Source organism: Nocardia sp. NPDC057227, assembly GCF_042669725.1.
GTDB classification, from domain to species: domain Bacteria; phylum Actinomycetota; class Actinomycetes; order Mycobacteriales; family Mycobacteriaceae; genus Nocardia; species Nocardia asteroides_A.
Window position 1 is genome coordinate 277,260 of sequence record NZ_JBHUXA010000001.1, and the last position, 17,009, is coordinate 294,268.

Sequence of the window (17,009 nt, forward strand, 5' to 3'; positions counted from 1 at the left end):
ATGTCCCGCTGGTGCGCCTTCCTGACCTCCGCCGACCCCACCGCCCAGGTACGCGCGGTCGGCGCCGAACCGCTCGCGGCGAACGGCCCGCACGCCCTCGGCCTGCTCGACGGCCCCGGCACCGCCGCCGGCCCGTTCACCGCGGGCGCGCTCACCGCCGTCGGCGAGGTCACGCTCTTCAACACCGCCGAGCTGCGCGCCCGGCTCGGCGCCGCCGCGCCACCGCCGGGCAGCGGGGACGGCCTGCTCCTGCTGCACCTCTACCAGCGCTTCGGCCTGCCCGGCATCGCCGCCGCCGACGGCATGTTCGCCCTCGCTGTCACCGACGGCCCCGACCTGGTGCTGATCCGCGACCACGTCGGCGCCCGCACCCTCTTCCACGCGCGCGCCGCCGCGGGCTGGGCCGCCTCCACCTCGCTGCGCGCGCTGCGCCGCTGGCCCGCCCTGCGCACCGGGCTGCACCTGCCCGCGGTCCGCGACTTCCTGACCTTCGCCTACCTCCCCGGCCGGGAAACCCTGCTGCACGGCGTCAGCGAAGTGCTCCCCGGCCGCTGCGTCCGGCTGCACCCCGACGGCACCAGCAGCGAGCAGACCTACTGGGAGCCGGAGGAACTCGTCGACCACCGCCCCGCGGCCGAGCACGCCCTCGCCCTGCGCGCCCTGCTGGAGCAGGCGGTGTCCCGCAGGCTGCCCGCGGGCGAACCGGTCGCGGTGCTGCTCTCCGGCGGCATCGACAGCAGCCTGGTGACCGCGCTCGCCGCCAAGCTGCACGACCACCCGGTGCGCACCTACTCGATCAGCTTCGGCGACACCGCGCCCAACGAGCTCGGCTACTCCGGGCTGGTGGCGGCGCACTGCGGCACCGAGCACCGGGTGCTCACGGTGCCGGGCGCGACCGTCGCGGCCCGGCTCGCCGACACCGTCGGGCTGCTCGACTCCCCCGTCGGCGACCCGCTCACCGTCCCCAACGCGCTGCTGGCCGAGGCGGTGGCGGCCGACGGCGCCACCGTCGCGCTCAACGGCGAGGGCGGCGACCCGGTCTTCGGCGGCCCCAAGAACCTGCCCATGCTCATCTTCGAGCTCTTCCGCGGCGACCCCGACCCGGATGCCCGCGCCCGCGCCTACATCGACAGCTACCGCAAGTGCCACGCCGACCTGCCCGCCCTGCTCACCCCCGACACCCTGGCCGCGCTGGAATCCGCGCCGGGCCCGGCCGCGCACGTCGCCCCCTACCTGCGGCAGGACCGGATGAGCACGCTGCTCAACCAGCTCCTGCACGTGAACCTGCGCACCAAGGGCGCCCACCACATCCTGACCAAGGTGGAGCGGCTCACCGCCGCCAGCGGCATCGAGGGCCGCGCCCCGCTCTTCGACCGCGCGGTGATCGACCGCGCCTTCGCCACCCCTCCCGCGCTGAAACTGGCCGGGACCAGCGAGAAGTGGATCCTCAAGGAGTCGGTGCGCGACCTGCTGCCCGCCACCATCGTCGACCGGCCCAAGAGCGGCATGCGGGTGCCGGTGCAGCAGTGGCTGGACGGCCCGCTGCGCGACCTCGGCCACGACCTGCTGCTCTCCGGCGACCGCGGGCTCTTCCGCCGGGACACCGTGCGCGGCTGGCTGCGCGGGGAGGGCGCGCTGCTCCCGCGACAGGGTGGCAAACTCTGGCTGGTGTTGTCGCTGGAACTGTGGTTGCGCTCGTTCGACGTGGGCGGGCCGGTCGGATGACCCGGCTCAAGGTGGCGGCCGACGCCGAGAACGAGATCCACGACCTGGCGACCTTCGCCGACCCGGGCCGCAACGTGGTCACCCCGGTCGCCCGCTTCGAGCCCGCTGTCGCCGCGGCCGTGGTCGACGCCTTCGCACGGATCGTCCGCACGGCCGCGGCCGCCACCGCCGCGACCACCGCGGACGCCGACGGCATCATCCGCTCGCAGACCTTCGAGGAGGGCGAGGTCTACATGATCGAGAAGCCCTTCGACGGCTTCTTCGCCGACCGCTACCTCATGGACTTCTACGACTCCGCCGAGCGCGGCATCTGCTCGCGCATGCACCTGCACACCGGGCTGCGCTTCGTGCGCATGATGACCGGGCCGGACACCGGTATCCGGGTCGGCAGCCTCTCGCCGTTCGTGGTGACCGACGTTCCCGGCGTCACCCCGTTCGCGCCCGAGCAGTTCACCGACGACCTGCCCGACACCCCGCCCGGCGTGCACCGCACCAGGCACAACCTGATCGTGCCGCCGTGCTCGTTCGTCGACATGCAGATCCCGCGCGGGGTCAGCCACCAGTTCAACGCGATCGGGCCGAACGCCGTGATCGACTCGGTGCACCCGGAGGAGTCGGTGGAGGTGTTCCGGGAGCGCATGTCCGGCTACCGGATGATGGCGCAGACGATCTTCCTGGCGCCCGAGCTCGCCGCCGCCGACACCTGCGCCGACCCGGCCGGAACCTCGCGCCCCGGCGGCCCTACCGGCTGAGCAGCACCGCGGCCACCGACTCGACGTACCAGTCCGCGAACCGTTCGGGGCTCCAGCCCCGCCGCCGGACCAGCCAGTCGAAATTCCGCACGTCCATGGCCAGCCACAGCACGTCGACGATCTCCTCGTCGGACAGCTCCGCTCGCAGCTCCCCGGTCACGGCCAGATCGGCCGCGAACATGCCCATGGCGGTGCGGCGCTCGGCCACATTCTTCGCGTGGATCGCGGCCGCGTCCGGTTCCGTGCTCGCCGCGCTCTCGATCGCGAGCAGCACCTCGGCCTGCCGCGCGTGCGTCTGCGCGAGGTGGCGGGCGTAGCGGCGTAGTTTGGCGCGGGCGTCGCCGAGGGCGCGGATCTCGGCGACGAACTCCCGCTGAGCGAGCGCGGCCGGTTCGTCGTCCCCGGCGATCACCAGATCGAGCAGTTCGGAGAGCAGCGTCTTCTTGTTGCCGAACACCTTGTAGACGGTCTGCACCGCCACCCCTGCCGCGCGGGCGATCTCGGCGAGCGTGGTCGCGCCGTACCCGGGCGCGACGAAGAGCGTGCGCGCCGCCGCCAGGATCGCGAGCCGGGTGCTGCGCGCCTGCTCCTGCCGATGCGTGGATTCGTACCGCCTCTTGACAGCCACCGGTTCAGGGTAGTCAACTATTGAATAGAGCTTTACTCTACCAAAAGAGGATGCCATGTCGACCACCACGTCCGAGACCGGCGCCCGCGTCGTCCCGATCCCGCCGCCGCTCTACTATGCCGCGGCCCTGGTCGGCGGCGTACTGCTCGACCGGGTGTTCCCGCTCGCCGCGGCGCACCCGGCGCTGCGGGTCGCCGGCCTCGTCATCGCCTGCGCGGGAGCGGGTTCGGCAGCCGCCGGAGTGCTCGCGGTGATCAGGCACCGCACCACGATCGTCCCGCACCGGCCGGTGGCCACGCTGATCACCACCGGCGTCTACCGCGTCTCCCGCAACCCGATGTATCTCGGGCTCGCCCTGCTGGTTCCCGGGCTCGGGCTACTCATCGGCACCTGGTGGCCGCTCGTTCTGCTCCCGCTCACCTTGCTCGCCGTCACCCGGTTGGTGATCGCGCCCGAGGAGCGTTACCTGCGACAGCGCTTCCCCGACGAGTACGACGCCTATCGCGCCCGAGTCCGCCGCTGGCTCTGAGCGCTGCCGTCGACCCTCCGCCCATATAACAGCTACCGCATAGCGAACCGACGGGGAATCGAGCGAACAGCGGACAGGAATCCACCGTCGCGCCCGGTAGAACAGAGGGGTGCACCCGGAGCGGATCGCTCATCTCCGCTCCGGGTGCGGCTCCGCCCCGGATCCTCTGCCAGGGTCGACGACAGTCCCTACCGGGGCGGAGCCAACCACCCCCTACGCCGGGGCCCCGCCCGTGATGACCGATCCACCCTCCGGCGAGGCGAAGGTCGGCGCGGTGCCGTTGAGCACGTAGTCGCCGAGCTGCTGCTCGCGGTAGATGAGCGGATTGTGCGAGGCCAGCGTGCGCACATTGCGCCAGTGCCGGTCGAACTGGTACTTCCGGTCCAGCGCCGACGCCCCGCCCACCTCGAAGATCTCGGTGGTGGCCTGCAGGGCGAGTGGGAGTACGACGGACTGCGCGCGGAAGGCGTCCAGCTCGGCCTTCAGCTCGGCCGCCGCGACCTCGGCCGCCGCCTCCGGAGTGCGCTCGGCCTCCGGTGTGGTGCGGAAGGCGTAGCCCAGCTCGGCGGCGGCGTCCAGCGCAGCGGCGGCGTCGAGGACGGTGGCGCGCAGCGCGTAGGCGGCAGCATCGGTGCGCCCGACCACCTGCTGGATGAGCGGGTCGTTCGCCGCCACCGCCGCCTTGGCGACCGGGTAGGTGCGGTGCCGGTTCCGGACGAACTCGGCGATGTCGTCGGTGGCCCGGCGCACGATGCCCGCGATGGTCGCCAGGTGGGTCAGCTGGAAGTGCGCGAGGTGGCCCGCGGTGCCGCCGGGCGGCGGGAAGACCGCCTCCGGCCCGGTGAGCTCCACGTTCGTCAGGACCGTCGTGCCGCTCGCGCTGGCCCGCTGGCCGAAACCGGCCCAGTCGTCGATCCTTTCGACGCCGGGTGCGTCCGCGGGTACCACCGCGGTCACCCGTTCGCCGTTGTCGTCTTGCGCGGCGACGGTCAGGTAGTCGCCGTAGAGCGCGCCGGTGCTGTAGTACTTCGTGCCGTTGAGCAGCAGTTTCCCGTCGACGGTCCGCAGCGTGGTCGCGGGCTTGCGGAAGCTGCCCTCGCGCTCGCTCACCGCGGTGCCGAAGACCAGCCCGGCGCCGATCCGGCCGAGCCACTCCCGGCCGCGCTCGGTGTGCCGCTCCCGCCAGCGGTCCTCGACGAACCGGAGGTGCACCCGGAGTGCGTGCGGCAGATTGGATTCCGCCGCGGCGAGCTCGACCACGAGCAGGTAGAGCTGGCGCAGGCTGGCGCCGTCGCCGCCGAGCTCGCGCGGTACCCGCACCGCGGGGAAGCCTGCCTCCCGCAGCCAGCCCGCCTCCTCGAGCGCGAGCCGCCCGCTGGTCTCGCGCGCCAAGGCGCCGTCGGCGATGCGCGCGAACACCGGACGGTACTTCGCGAGCAGCTCTTCGTCGGTGGGTGCGGGGCTGATGGTGGTGGTCATGCGGCTTCCTCGGTCACGGCGGCGGTGGGTTCGGGCAGGCCGAAGCGGCCGCGAATGGTCGGCGCGTCGTAGCCGGTGGGGAAGACGCCCTCGGCCTGCAGGATCGGCACCACCTCGCGCACGAACCGCTCGAGATCGTCGGGCAGCAGCGGGAAGTGGGCGTTGAAGCCGGAGACCGCGCCGTCGGCCCACCAGTCGACGAGCTGGTCGGCGACCTCCTTCGGACTCCCGATCACCAGCCGGTGCCCGCCGGCACCGCCGACCCGGCGCACGATCTCGCGGGTGCTCGGCTGCTCGATCCGCACCAGGTCCTGGACCGCCTTGCTGAACCCGATCGGCCGGGTCTGGTCCTCCTGCGGCTCGAACCACTCCGGCTTCAGCGGTATGTCCGGGTCGATCGACTTCGGGAACGCGGGGTTGAACGAGCGCTGCTGGGTCAGGAAGGCCGCGATCAGCCCGTCCTCGTTCTCGGCGCCGCTGAACACCTCGTGCCTGCGCAGCGCCTCGGCCCTGCTGTCGCCGAGGTAGACGTTCACGCCGGGGAAGAGCCGGATGCTGCCCGGCGGGCGGCCGTGCCGCTGCGCGGCGGCGTCGAGCTGGGCGGCGTACTCGTGCGCGGCCTGTTTGCTGAGCAGCGCGGCGTAGACGATCTCGGCGTGCTTGCCCGCGAAATCGATGCCCTGCGCGGAGGCGCCCGCCTGCGAGATCACCGGGTGCCCCTGCGGGCCGACCGGGACGTTCAGCGGGCCGCGCACGTCGAAGAACTCGCCGTGGTGGTCGATGGTGCGGGCGGTGGTCTCGTCCCACAGCGGCCCCTGCGGCTCCGGGCCGTCCGGGGTGTCCCAGGAGAGCCACAGCTTCTTGACCACCTCGAGGAACTCGTCGGCCTTGCGGTAGCGGTCGTCGCGGTCGAGCAGCCCGCTCGCGGTGAAGTTGGCGGCGATATCCGGGTTGAAGTTGGCGACCGCGTTGAAGATCACCCGGCCGCCGGAGATGGCGTCCAGGCTGGCCAGCCGCCGCGCCAGGTTGTAGGGCGAGTTGTAGCTGGTCGAGGCGGTGAGCACGAAGCCGATATCGGGGACGGCGGACGCGATGGCGGAGAACAGCACGATCGGGTCGAACAGGTGCCCCGGCCCGCGCCGCGCGTCGCGCTGCAGCGCCGGGTGGTCGGAGACGAACACCGCGTCGAGATTGCCGGAGCGCGCGAGCTCCGCCGAGCGCCGGTAGTGCTCGAAGTCGGCGAACCGGTTCCACTTCGTGCCCGGCCAGTTCCATGCCTTCGCCGAGACGCCGGAGCCGACGATGGAGGCGGCGAGGGTCAGCCTGCGCACGGGTCTGTCGATACTCATACGGGCGGCTCCTGGACGGTGCGGAACGAATACCTCTTCTCCTACCGAGCCGTCGACCGCGCGTCACGGATACCGTTCACCGTGGTTGAAACACCCTGTGACCTGCCGGATCTCGAACCACCGTGATTCGAACACCGCCCGCGGTGCGTCCGCCCAGCTCGAGCCCGCCGCCCACTGCCCCGGACCGCGCTCGGTCCGGCCGGGACCCGTGAAGCCGGCCTTACCGTACGAGCGTGAGCACTTCCTCGATCGAGCCGAGCACGGCCGCCGCGAACACCATCGACACCGACACGCTGCGCCGCTGGCTCGCCGACGGCGCGGAGCTGGCGGTGCTCGACATCCGCCCCAGCGAGGTGGTCGGCTACGCCTCGCCGCTCTTCGCCACCAACCTGCCCGCCGAGCGGGTCGCCGCCGAGATCGACCGGTTCGTGCCGCGCCCGGTGGTGCGCACCGTCCTGGTCGACGCCGGGGACGGCGCCGCCGACGCGCTCGCCGCCGAACTGGCCGCCGCCGGGCGCACCAACGTGCACGTGCTGGCGGGCGGCATCCCGGAGTGGACCCGCGCGGGCACCGACGGCCTGCCCACCTTCGACATCCCCGGCCAGGACTTCTCGCTCGGCATCCGCGACGAGCGCGCCACCCCCGTCGTCACCGCCGCCGAGCTCAAGACGCTCAAGGACGAGGGCGCCGACGTCGTCGTGATCGACACCCGCACCGTCCCCGAGTTCACCGCGGGCCACGTCCCCGGCGCCGTCGGCGTGCCAGGCGCCGAGCTGCTGCTCCGCTTCGCCGACGTCGTCCCCTCCCCCGACACCCACATCGTCGTCTCCTGCGCCGGACTCCCCCGTGCCATCATCGGCGCCCAGACCCTGATCGACGCGGGCGTCCCGAACAAGGTCTCCTACCTGCACGACGGCACCAAAGCCTGGAAGCAGGAGAACCTCGAGCTCGAAACCGGCGCCACCGCCCTGTACGGCCCGGTCGACGACGCCGCCCGCGAGCGCGCCGCCGCCCGGGTGCGGGCCATCTCCGCCGGTGACGAATTCCCCCGCATCGACGTGGCGACCGCGCACGCCTGGGCCGCCGACCCCGGCCGCACCACCTACCTGCTCGACGTCCGCACCCCGGAGGAGTTCGACCAGGGCCACCTGCCCGGCTCGATCAACGCCGAGGGCGGGCAGTTGCTCGGCGTCTCCTACCGGACCATCGCCGTCCGCGGGGCGCGCGTGGTGCTCATCGACGATCCGACGGCGGCCCGGGCGTCGGTCGTGGCGCACTGGTTGCAGCGCCGCGGTTTCGAAATCGCCGTCCTACTGCACGATTTCGCCACAGCGCAGTCCTGACCGAGGTGTGCCCCGCGCGGGTTGCCCCAAGCGTCCTTCGCATCCATGTCCGCGCTGTTCAGAACGGGACTGCGCACCCTGATCCGGTATCGACCCCGGTCCCGACCTGAATGTCCACCGTCGGCCCGCCGGCCGAGGTCTGGTACGCCATGATTCGGTGCGTGCCGGGGACGACCGGCGTCCAGCGCACCGTGGCGACGCCGTTCACCGGCGTGACGAGGTTGCCAGGGACGAAGGTCGAGCTGTCCTCGAAGTCGTAGAACGAGACCGGCATATCGGTGCTCACGGCGGCGACCAGCGTGTACGTGCACGAGGTTCCGAACGGGGTCACCGGCCCCCAGCTCGCGCCGGGCTCGGCGCGGAGCGTGAAGACCTCGGCGGCGGCCGACGGTGCCAGGCCCACCGGCAGCGCCGCCGCCGCGAGGAACGCCGCCGCCATCCCGAGGCGGCGCTGAGCGCTGTCGACCATGCGCGAATTCCCTTCACCGATGAACTTCGGCCCTTCCCGTCGTCGGTATACCCGACACCACGAGAAGGAGCCGTACATGGTTATCGTCGCAGGCCACATCACCGTCGACCCCGCGGATCGCGATTCCTACCTGGCGGGATGCGTGCCCGTCGTCGAGCAGGCGCGCCGCGCCCCCGGCTGCCTCGACTTCGCGATCAGCGCGGATCTGGTCGACAACGGGCGGATCAATATTCTGGAGCGCTGGGAAACGCAGGCGGCGGTAGAGGCGTTCCGGGGCAGTGGGCCGGGGGACGATCAGAGCGCGCAGATGCTCTCGGCCTCGGTCTCGGAGTACGACATCGCCGAGGTGCGCTCCCTGACATAGGCGAGGCGATGCGCTCGTCCCGAGTTCCGCACGATGCTCTCGAACGGGCCGCCACGCGGGCGGGACACCACGGTCCCGGCACCGTCGTGGTCGAGCCGCTCGATCGCCGAGCCCGCCGGAATTCGCGCGGAAGCGTGCGAAAAGTGCTGTTGCACAGACTGATCCCATCACCGGAGACGGATAGAGGAGATGGGATGACGGACATCGGGGCGATCACCGCGCTGGACATCGATGAGCAGATCACCGTGCGCGCCGAGGGCACGGCGCTGCGCGGGCACCTGCGGATCCCCTACGGCGCACGAGCCATGGTGCTCGTCGCGCACGGCAGCGGCACCTGGCGGGACAGCCCGCGCAACTCCCACATCGCGGGGCAGCTCACCGACCGCGGGCTCGGTTCGTTGACGCTCGACCTGCTGACCCCCGCCGAGGCGACGACCGATCTGATCTTCGACATCACCCTGCTCGGCGGGCGGCTGCTCGCCGTCAGGCACTGGCTGACCGGGTCCCCGTACCAGTGGATGCCGGTGGGGCTGCTCGGCGTCGGCTCGGATGCCCCGGTCGCGCTCTGGACGGCGGGCGAACCGGATGTGCGACTCGGCACCGTGGTGGTGCACGGCGCCAGGCCCGACCTGGCGGCCGACCGCCTGACCCGGGTACTGGCCCCGACCCTGTTCGTCTCCGGCGGCGCCGACGAGCGGATCCGCCGGTGCGTCCGGGCGGCCGCGGCGCTGGTGCCCGCCCCGACCCGGATCACCGAGCTGGCGGTGAGCACCCAGCCGGTCCCGCGGGACCGGCTGGGCATGTGGTCGGCCTACCTGGCGTCGGTGTGGTTCGGCGAGCACCTCGGCACGGTGCCGCGGCGCCCCTGACCGCTACTCGGCGAAGACCGCGCGCAGCTTCCGCTCCTGCTCGTGGCTGAGGTTGGTGGTGACGAGCTCGGCGGTCTGGTGGCGGAACTCCTCGTGTACCCGGTCGAGCCTGGCATCGGAGGAGAGCACGAACAGTGCCGAGGTGCCCGGGGTCAGCTGCTCCTTCAACCGGGCGATGAAGGAGTTGTCGATCCCCACGTCGGCGAGCGAGGCGGTCAGCGCGCCGATGCCCGCGCCGACCGCGACCCCGAGCAGCGGGACGAAGAACAGCAGCCCGAACAGCAGCCCCCAGAAGGCGCCGCCGAGCGCACCCGCGCCGGCGAGGTTGTGCAGCTGCTTCGTCTTCGGCTTCGGCGCCCCGGCGGGCCAGCTGACGATCGCCGCGTCGTGCACGGCGACCAGCCGCCGCTGCTCGAGTTCGCGCAGGGTGGCGACGGCGGTCTCGGCGCCGGTCTCGCTCGGGAACTTCCAGACGGTCAGGGTTCCGGCCATGGGCTTCTCCTTCGTCGAGGGATACGTGCCTTGCGCCCGGCGACGCTAGTGACGCGGAGGCGGACCGGGGATCATCCGTTGCGGGTGACCTGCGGAGCGGCGCAGCTCAGGCGATGGAGACGTGCAGGTCGGGGCAGGCGCAGCCGGGCTCGGGGCGCCCGGTGCAGCGGGCGGCGATGAGCTCGGTCTGCGGCCGGATGGACTCGGCGATCCCGCGCAGGTGCTCGCGCTGGGCGCAGGCCCGGTCGCGCAGGGTCCGCGCGGAGACCTCGTCCCCGGCCGCCGCGGCCAGCCGGGCCAGCACCAGGTCCATCGGGCCGAGGCCGACCAGCCCGGTGCCGAACCCGACCGTCGAGCCGGACCAGGCCGTGAGCCGCTCGAAAAGCAGTGCGGCGGCCTCGCTCTCGCCGAGCGCGACGGCGGCGCGGGCCGAGAAGGCGGTCATCATCGGCCGGCCGGGGCCGCGGTGCAGCGGCGGGTTCTCCCGGAACACCGGGCGGGCGCGCTCCAGCTCACCGGCCTGGGCGAGGGCGAGCGCGTAGACGTGGGCGAAGCGCTCCGGCTCCTGCGCGTAGCGCCGCTCGAGCACCGCGCGCAGCGGGGTCAGGTCGTCGCGGTCCCACGCGGTGGCGAGCTCGGTGAGCAGCAGCGCGTCCTCGTGCCAGGCGCCGAGCTCGAGCGCGGCCGCGCGGCAGGCGGTGTAGCGCTGCTCGGCGGCGGCGCGGTCGCCGCGGATCAGGTCGGTGGTGGCGACGAAGCAGAGCAGGGCCTGGCGCAGCTCGGGGAAGTGCCCGTCCTCGGCGGCGGCGAGCGCCTCCAGCGCGAACCGCGCCGCGGCGACCAGGTCGCCGCGCCTGCAGGCGTCGAGGAAGCGCAGGTACAGCGCGAGCGCCCGGTACTCGGCCGATTCGGTGAGCGCGGCCACCCGGCTCAGCTCCGCGGTGGCCGGGCCGCACAGGTCGGCGGAGCCGGCGTCGACCAGCGCGCAGACCACCGCGTTCAGCGCCGCGCACACCAGCGGCCGGTCACCGGCGTGGTAGGCAAGCGCCAGCGCCTCGCCTGCGTGTGCGTACCGCTGCGCGGCGGTCACCGTGCCCTCGGACTCGCCGGCCAGGGTGATCAGCAGCCGAGCCCTTGTGTGGCCGGGTAGCGGCTCGGCCAGCGCGTTCTTGAGCGCGGTGCGGAGCCGGGGGCTGCCGGTGCCGCGGTAACGGATGCCGGGGATCACCGGGGCGCTCCAGCAGGTGAGCGCGCGGGCGAGCAGGGCCGGGTCGGCCAGGCTCTCGGCGATGTCGAGCGCGCGTTCGCGGGCCGCGGCCGCGGCGGCCCGGTCGCCCCCGTGCGCCAGTGCGTCGGCGAGCAGGCAGAGCGCGTCGATCAGCCCGGCCCGCTCCGCCGGGGCGGCGTCGGGATCGACCGGGGTGGCGCGCCCGTTCAGCTCGGCGGCCGCCCGCCACAGGGTCGCCGCCTCGGCCCGCCTGCCCGCCGCGGCGCAGCGCGCCGCCGCCTCGACGAGCCGCTCCAGCGCCCGGCCCGCGGTGGCCGGGGTGCTGCCGTGCAGCGCGTGCACGGCGAGCGCGGCAGGCCCGGCCCCGTCGAGGACCCCGCCCGCGATCCGGTCGGCGGCGACCTCGGCCATGTGGGCGTGCATGCGCCTGCGCCGCATCGGCGGGATGCTGTCGCGCACGATGCGCTGCACCAGCTCGTCGCGGACGGCAACCCGGCCGGAGCCGTCGAAGCGCACCAGCGAGGCGGCCATGGCGTTGTCGAGCAGATCGGCCACCCGCTCCTCGGTGAGCTCGGCCAGCCGGGCGAGCGCGTCGACGTCGATCGGGCCGCCCCAGAGCGCGAGTGCGCGCAGCATCGCGAGCGAGCCGGTCGGCAGCCGCTCGGCGACGTCCAGGACCAGGGCCCGGATGCGGTGCGGCGGCTCGCCGGAGTCCGGCCGCGCGGCGATCACCTGACCCCAGATCCGCAGCTGCATGGGGTTTCCCGCGGTGCGCTCGCGCAGGCTGCGCACCAGGGCGTCGTCACCGATGTCGACGCCGCTGCCGCGCAGGAACTCCCGCGTCCCGGCCAGGTCGAGGCCGGTGAGCTCGACCCGGTCGGTGATCAGGTCGGCCGGTCGGCCCGGCTCGGGGCCGCGATCCGCGACGACGACGAGCACCGCCTCGCCCTGCAACCAGGTCATGAGCTGCCTGATGCCCTGCAGCGTGGCCGCGTCGGCGCGGTGCGCGCCGTCCAGCGCGATGACGACCGGTCCGTGCAGCGCCAGTTCGCGGCTGCGCCGGTAGACCGCGCGCACCACCCCGAAGACGCCGTCGGCGGCGCGCACCTCCGCGCTGCCGGGCAGCCCCTCGAGCAGCTCGGTCCAGACCCATCCCTCCGGCGCGCCGTCCAATTCCGGGCAGGAGGCGAAGGCGGTGTGCCAGCCCCGCGCCGCCAATTCACCGAGAACGCCGGTCAGCAACGTGGTCTTGCCCGACCCTGCCGCGCCGACCAGCCAGAGTAGTCGCGGGTCGCCCGCCGCCGCCGCCTCGGCCGCGGCGTGGACGGCGGTCGCCTCGGCCGGATAGCAGGCCGGGCGCGGCGGTGGTTTCTCCGAGCGCGGCACGGCGGCCACCACCAGCGCGGTGCCGGGCGGGGGTGTCTCCGGTTCCAGCGAATGGTTCAGGATCGCCATTTCCAGTTCGTGCAGCGGCCTGCCGGGGTCGACCCCGTATTCCGAGCGCAGATGTTCGCGGGTGCGCCGCACGGTCTCCAGCGCGTCGATCTGCTGCCCGAGCCGATATTGCGCGGTGGCCAGCAATCGCGCGCTCTCCTCGCGCCCCGGATTGTCGCGGGCGAGCTGATGCAGCGCCGCGACGACATCGGCGTCCAGCCCCATCTCCAGCGCGGCGCGGGCCCGCATTTCCATCGCGGTGGCCCGCAGATCCGACAGCCGGGAAACCTCGGCCGACGCCCAGGAGGCGGAGGCGAAGGATTCGAACGCCTCGCCGTGCCAGCACTCCAGCGCCTCGTCCAGCATCCGATATCGCTCGGCGGGGCCGGTTCCGGCGTGCCGGCGCAGATGGTGCTCGTAGCGGTTGAGCAATCGTTCGAAATGCCACGAATCCACGCTGTCGGCATCGAGCCGCAGCGCGTATCCGCCGTCCTCGGAGACCAGCACGCAGGCCGGTGTCCGCGGTGGCCTGGCCGGCTCGAGAACGCGGCGCAGATTGTGCACCTGCACCTGCAGCACCGAGGCGGCCTGGGCGGGCGGGCTGCCCTCCCACACATCCTCGATCAGGCGATCCACCCGCGTGGTCGTCCCACCGGCCAGGACGAGCCTGCCGAGCAGCGCCTGCTGCCTGCCCGCCTGGAGTCGGGTCGCCCGGCCGTCGAGCACGACCCGCAGCGGGCCGAAGACCTGAACTCGCACCTCTGTCATGAAACGACGCCCCTCCAGTCGCCGGATATTTACATCCGATCCTCGGCAAACATAAACCGACCGGTAAATTACCGCCGGTTCACAAAACTGACAAACGGTGGGTAACAGTTGTGTTCGCGAACACGATCGCGTGCGAGATTTCGGCTCAGGCCGGAACCTCGGCGAATCCGCACAATTCACAGGACCGCTCCGTCGCGGCCGGATCCAGCACCCGCCAGCAGCGCACGCAGCGCCGCTGCCGCACCCGCCCCGCGGAAATTTCGCGCAGCACTTCGCGCGCCCCCCGGTCGGCCGAAAGCCAAACTCCGGCCACCACCCCGTGCCGTCGTCCGGCGCGCAGCGAACTCTCGGCGCATTCCACGAGAACCGGGCAGCGACGGCAATATTCGAGCGCCTGCCTCGGGTCGCCGCGCGGCGGCAGCGGGGGCAGGAAGAGCCCCGGCGCGATTCCCGTGCACGCGGCGCCACTGCGCCAATCCATACCCTCACCTCTCGCCGATCCGGAGAACACCGACACTCTATTCACGAATTTCGTCGCAGTGCCATTCGAAAATGGTCAACACTCGATAACAAAGAATTTCCGAAGAACTGCGGAATCGGTGCGGAAGTAATTGTTCAGCCGGGCGCGTGAGAATTGCGCAGCATTTGTTTCCGACCCGAACGGGAGTTGCCCATGACCGCCACCACGACCGACGTCGCCCCGGCTCCGCGCCCCGCCGCCCCCGAGCCGGCCGCACCCGGCGTCTACCGCGACCGCGACGGCGACGTCTGGGTGCGCGCGGAGCACGGCTGGCTGCTCTGCCTGCAGAACGGTGTCGCCGTCGACACCACGACGGTCTGGCAGTGGGTGGACGGGCACGTGCGCGACTACGCGCCGTTCGCCCTGCTGCTGCCGTCCTGAAATCCGCTGCGCGCCGCGCGATCCCGGCCGAACCCGGGGTCGCGCGGCGCGGTGTCCGGCCATTCTTCGCCACCCCGAGCAGGAGATGATGACCCCTTCACCCGAATTCGCATTCGAACCCGTTCCCCGGCAACGGATCCGGCGGATTCTCGATTCCGCGGCAGGCACCCGTCCGCGCCGGGTTGTGCTGGTCTGCGCACCGCCGGGCAGCGGTAAGACGGTGGCCGTGGCGGAATGGTTCCGCAAGTTCCGCGAAAGTACGCCGGAAGCCGAGATGCACTGGGTGACATGCGCGCCCGGCGGTCCACCGGTGGCCGAGCTGCTGCCCCCGGTGACCCCGGGCGGACCCGCCCGCGGCGGCCCCGCCGCACCGGCGCGGGTGCTGGTGATCGACGACGCGCATCTCGTCAGCGATCCCCGTTCGCAGGCGGCGCTGGACTACCTCGTGCACCATGCCGCCGACACCGCGCTGGTGCTGATCGCGCGTCGCGACCCGCCGCTCGCCTGGCATTCGCTGGTCCTGGAGACCCGGGTGACGCGGATCGGCGCCGCCGAACTAGCGCTCGATCGCCGGGAGACGGCACACCTGCTCGCCGGGTACGGCATTCAGCCGCAGCGGGCCGATATGGACGCGCTGCTCCGCCTCACCCAGGGCTGGGCGGCCCCGGTGCGGATCGCGGCCACCGAGCTCGACGGCGGCGGCGACGTCCGCGCGGCGGCGGCCGCGCTGCTCGACCCGACCGCCGAGGCGGGCGCCTTCCTCGACACGCTCATCGAGCCGCAGCAGGCGCCGGTGCGCAGGTTCCTGATCCGCACCAGCATTCCGGAGCGGTTCAGCACCGCACTGGCCTGGCGGCTGGCGGGCGAGGCGGCGCCGGAGATCCTGGATCGGCTGCTGCGCGAGAACTTCCCGCTGGCGCCGGTGTACCGGGACGGCGCGCTCTGGTTCGGCTACCACCCGCTGGTCCGCGCGCACCTGCTCGGCGCCGCGGAGCGGGCCGGGGTCGGCGCCGAGTGCCACCGGATCACCGCCGCCTGGCATCTGGCCGCGGGCGCGCCCGCCGCGGCGCTGCCGCACGTGCTCGGCGAGAACGGTCAGCGCGGGCTGCCCGCCTTCCTCGGCGATCCGGCGCTGCGCATGATCCTGCAGGGCGCGGGCCGGGCGCTCTTCGACGGCCTCGAGCTCGCGCACGGCGTCGAGGCCGACGACCCGGCGGTCTGGGCACTGCGCGCCATCGACGCGGTCGAACGCGCCGACTCCGCGCACGCGCTCACCTACCTGGACCTGGCCTGCCGCCGCACCGGCAACGGCACCGCGGCGCCGAGCGGGCAGCTGGTCGCGCTGATCCTGGCCGCCACACTGGCCACCGCGCTCGCCATGGCCACCGGGCTCGCCGACGTCCGGCTGCCCGACGTGGTCCCGGCATCGGGGAGTCCGGGGGTGGACGCCTACACCGCCGTCCAGTCCGGCACCGCCCGCGCGGTTCGCGGGGACAGCGCGGGCGGGATCGACGACCTGTACCGCGCGGTGGCGCTGGCCCGGGTCGCGGCCGATCCCCGGCTGGTGCTGCGCGCGGAGTCCAGGCTCGCGGCCGTGCTGGCCTGGAGCGGGCGGCTCACCGCGGGCGCCGAGCGGGCCGAAGCGGCGGCGGCCACCGCAGCCGACGCCGGGCTGCTCACCGCGCTCGGCGAGGCGGACGCGGCCGCCGCCTACATCGCCTTCCTGCGCGGCACCGAGCCGCCGCTCACCACCGAGCCGCCGCTCACCACCGAGCCGCCGCTCACCACCGAGCCGCCGCTCGCCACCGAGCCGCCGCTCACCGCCGGGCCGAACAACCGTCCGCCCCGACCGTCCACCCGGCCGGCCGCCCCGCCGGCCGCCGGGCCGGACGGTCGGGTGCGGGCGGTGCTCGACGGGCTCGCGGGCACCGGCGACGAGGCCGACCGGCACCGCCGCGCCGACGCGCTCCGCCACCACGTCAGCACGCTGCTGCACACCGCCGCGCTCCCCGAGCGCACGGTGACCGAACTGCTGCTGCCGCACGTGGTCCGGCTGCTGGTCGACGCCGGAACCCCGCGCACCGCCCGGCTGCTGCTCGGCCACGCCCGCGCCGAGCTCGGCGACCGGCCCGGCCTCGTCCTGGCCAGGGCGGTGCTCGCCGCCGGGCTGCACCGCCCCGACCTCGCCCGCGCCCTGCTCGACCCGCTGCGGCGCGACCCGGCCGCGACGGCCCCGCAGCACGCGGTGCTCGTGCAGCTGCTCGAGGCGAACGCGCACGCCGCACTCGGCATCCCGGGCAAGGCCCGCGCGGCGCTGGTCCGGGCGCTGGAGCTGGCAGCGCCGGAGCGGATCGTGCGGCCGTTCCTGGAGACACCGGGCATCCTGGAGCTGCTCGACGACCACGCGGGCACCTTCACCGAGCACAACGAGTTCGCCGCCGCCATCCGCGCCAACCCGGGCGCCGAGCGCACCGCCGCCCCGCTGCTCACCGAGACCGAGCGCACCGTGCTCGCCCAGCTGCCGAGCGGCCGCACCGCCCACCAGATCGCCGACGCGCTCGGCGTCTCGGTGAACACGGTCAAGACCCACCTGCGCCGCATCTACGCCAAGTTCGGCACCAGCAGCCGGGCGGGCACCCTGCAGCACGCCCGGCGCGCCGGGCTGCTCTGACCCGTCCG

15 protein-coding genes are annotated in these 17,009 nt (G+C 73.4%); 8 read left to right on the plus strand and 7 right to left on the minus strand.

The features are described 5' to 3' along the window. Complete coding sequence (locus ACFUJ1_RS01470) at positions 1-1,725, plus strand: asparagine synthetase B family protein (protein ID WP_378641263.1); 1,725 nt, start codon at positions 1-3, stop codon at positions 1,723-1,725. Beyond that, the gene (locus ACFUJ1_RS01475; RefSeq protein ID WP_378641265.1) at positions 1,722-2,477 is read left to right on the plus strand and encodes a hypothetical protein; all 756 of its coding nucleotides are present in this window, start codon (positions 1,722-1,724) and stop codon (positions 2,475-2,477) included. The genes ACFUJ1_RS01470 and ACFUJ1_RS01475 overlap by 4 nt, the downstream gene beginning before the upstream one ends. Here ACFUJ1_RS01475 and ACFUJ1_RS01480 read toward each other — a convergent pair. Next, entirely contained in the window at positions 2,467-3,105 is a 639-nt protein-coding gene (locus ACFUJ1_RS01480) for a TetR/AcrR family transcriptional regulator (protein WP_378641267.1), read from the minus strand. The genes ACFUJ1_RS01475 and ACFUJ1_RS01480 overlap by 11 nt on opposite strands. 55 nt (positions 3,106-3,160) lie before the next feature. Between ACFUJ1_RS01480 and ACFUJ1_RS01485 the strand changes: the two genes are divergently transcribed. Beyond that, on the plus strand, positions 3,161-3,634 hold the full coding sequence (locus ACFUJ1_RS01485) for a methyltransferase family protein (protein WP_378641269.1): 474 nt from the start codon (positions 3,161-3,163) through the stop codon (positions 3,632-3,634). Between the two features lie 213 nt (positions 3,635-3,847). On the opposite strand, the gene ACFUJ1_RS01490 is transcribed toward ACFUJ1_RS01485, so the two are convergent. Next, positions 3,848-5,113, minus strand: coding sequence for an acyl-CoA dehydrogenase family protein (locus ACFUJ1_RS01490; protein ID WP_378641271.1), 1,266 nt, complete (start codon positions 5,111-5,113; stop codon positions 3,848-3,850). Continuing rightward, positions 5,110-6,462: an NtaA/DmoA family FMN-dependent monooxygenase gene (locus ACFUJ1_RS01495; RefSeq protein ID WP_378641273.1), complete on the minus strand. Its 1,353-nt coding sequence runs from the start codon at positions 6,460-6,462 to the stop codon at positions 5,110-5,112. Before ACFUJ1_RS01495 ends, ACFUJ1_RS01490 begins: the two co-directional genes overlap by 4 nt. A 233-nt stretch (positions 6,463-6,695) precedes the next feature. Between ACFUJ1_RS01495 and ACFUJ1_RS01500 the strand changes: the two genes are divergently transcribed. Next, on the plus strand, positions 6,696-7,805 hold the full coding sequence (locus ACFUJ1_RS01500; RefSeq protein WP_378641276.1) for a rhodanese-like domain-containing protein: 1,110 nt from the start codon (positions 6,696-6,698) through the stop codon (positions 7,803-7,805). 58 nt (positions 7,806-7,863) lie between these two features. Here the strand turns inward: ACFUJ1_RS01500 and ACFUJ1_RS01505 are convergent, their stop codons facing one another. Next, positions 7,864-8,274, minus strand: coding sequence for a hypothetical protein (locus ACFUJ1_RS01505; protein ID WP_378641278.1), 411 nt, complete (start codon positions 8,272-8,274; stop codon positions 7,864-7,866). 76 nt (positions 8,275-8,350) lie between these two features. Here ACFUJ1_RS01505 and ACFUJ1_RS01510 point away from each other — a divergent pair, with 76 nt between their 5' ends. After that, positions 8,351-8,638 carry a putative quinol monooxygenase gene (locus ACFUJ1_RS01510; protein ID WP_378641279.1) on the plus strand — a complete coding sequence of 96 codons (288 nt, stop codon included), beginning with the start codon at positions 8,351-8,353 and terminating at the stop codon, positions 8,636-8,638. Positions 8,639-8,832: 194 nt separating this feature from the next. Continuing rightward, entirely contained in the window at positions 8,833-9,507 is a 675-nt protein-coding gene (locus ACFUJ1_RS01515) for a hypothetical protein (protein ID WP_378641281.1), read from the plus strand. A 3-nt stretch (positions 9,508-9,510) separates the two neighbouring features. Here the strand turns inward: ACFUJ1_RS01515 and ACFUJ1_RS01520 are convergent, their stop codons facing one another. From ACFUJ1_RS01520 to ACFUJ1_RS01530, 3 genes are all read right to left on the minus strand, one after another. Next, the gene (locus ACFUJ1_RS01520; protein ID WP_378641283.1) at positions 9,511-9,999 is read right to left on the minus strand and encodes a DUF1269 domain-containing protein; all 489 of its coding nucleotides are present in this window, start codon (positions 9,997-9,999) and stop codon (positions 9,511-9,513) included. A 106-nt stretch (positions 10,000-10,105) separates the two neighbouring features. Beyond that, on the minus strand, positions 10,106-13,429 hold the full coding sequence (locus ACFUJ1_RS01525; protein ID WP_378641285.1) for a BTAD domain-containing putative transcriptional regulator: 3,324 nt from the start codon (positions 13,427-13,429) through the stop codon (positions 10,106-10,108). A gap of 145 nt (positions 13,430-13,574) precedes the next feature. Then, a complete protein-coding gene (locus ACFUJ1_RS01530) occupies positions 13,575-13,910 on the minus strand; it encodes a WhiB family transcriptional regulator (RefSeq protein ID WP_378641287.1) in 336 nt (111 codons plus the stop codon). Positions 13,911-14,102: 192 nt separating this feature from the next. On the opposite strand from ACFUJ1_RS01530, the gene ACFUJ1_RS01535 reads away from it, so the two are divergent. Together ACFUJ1_RS01535 and ACFUJ1_RS01540 are read left to right on the plus strand one after the other, a co-directional pair. Beyond that, positions 14,103-14,330: a hypothetical protein gene (locus ACFUJ1_RS01535; protein WP_378641289.1), complete on the plus strand. Its 228-nt coding sequence runs from the start codon at positions 14,103-14,105 to the stop codon at positions 14,328-14,330. A gap of 274 nt (positions 14,331-14,604) precedes the next feature. After that, a complete protein-coding gene (locus tag ACFUJ1_RS01540) occupies positions 14,605-17,001 on the plus strand; it encodes a LuxR C-terminal-related transcriptional regulator (RefSeq protein ID WP_378641291.1) in 2,397 nt (798 codons plus the stop codon). The last annotated feature ends 8 nt before the right edge of the window (positions 17,002-17,009 follow it).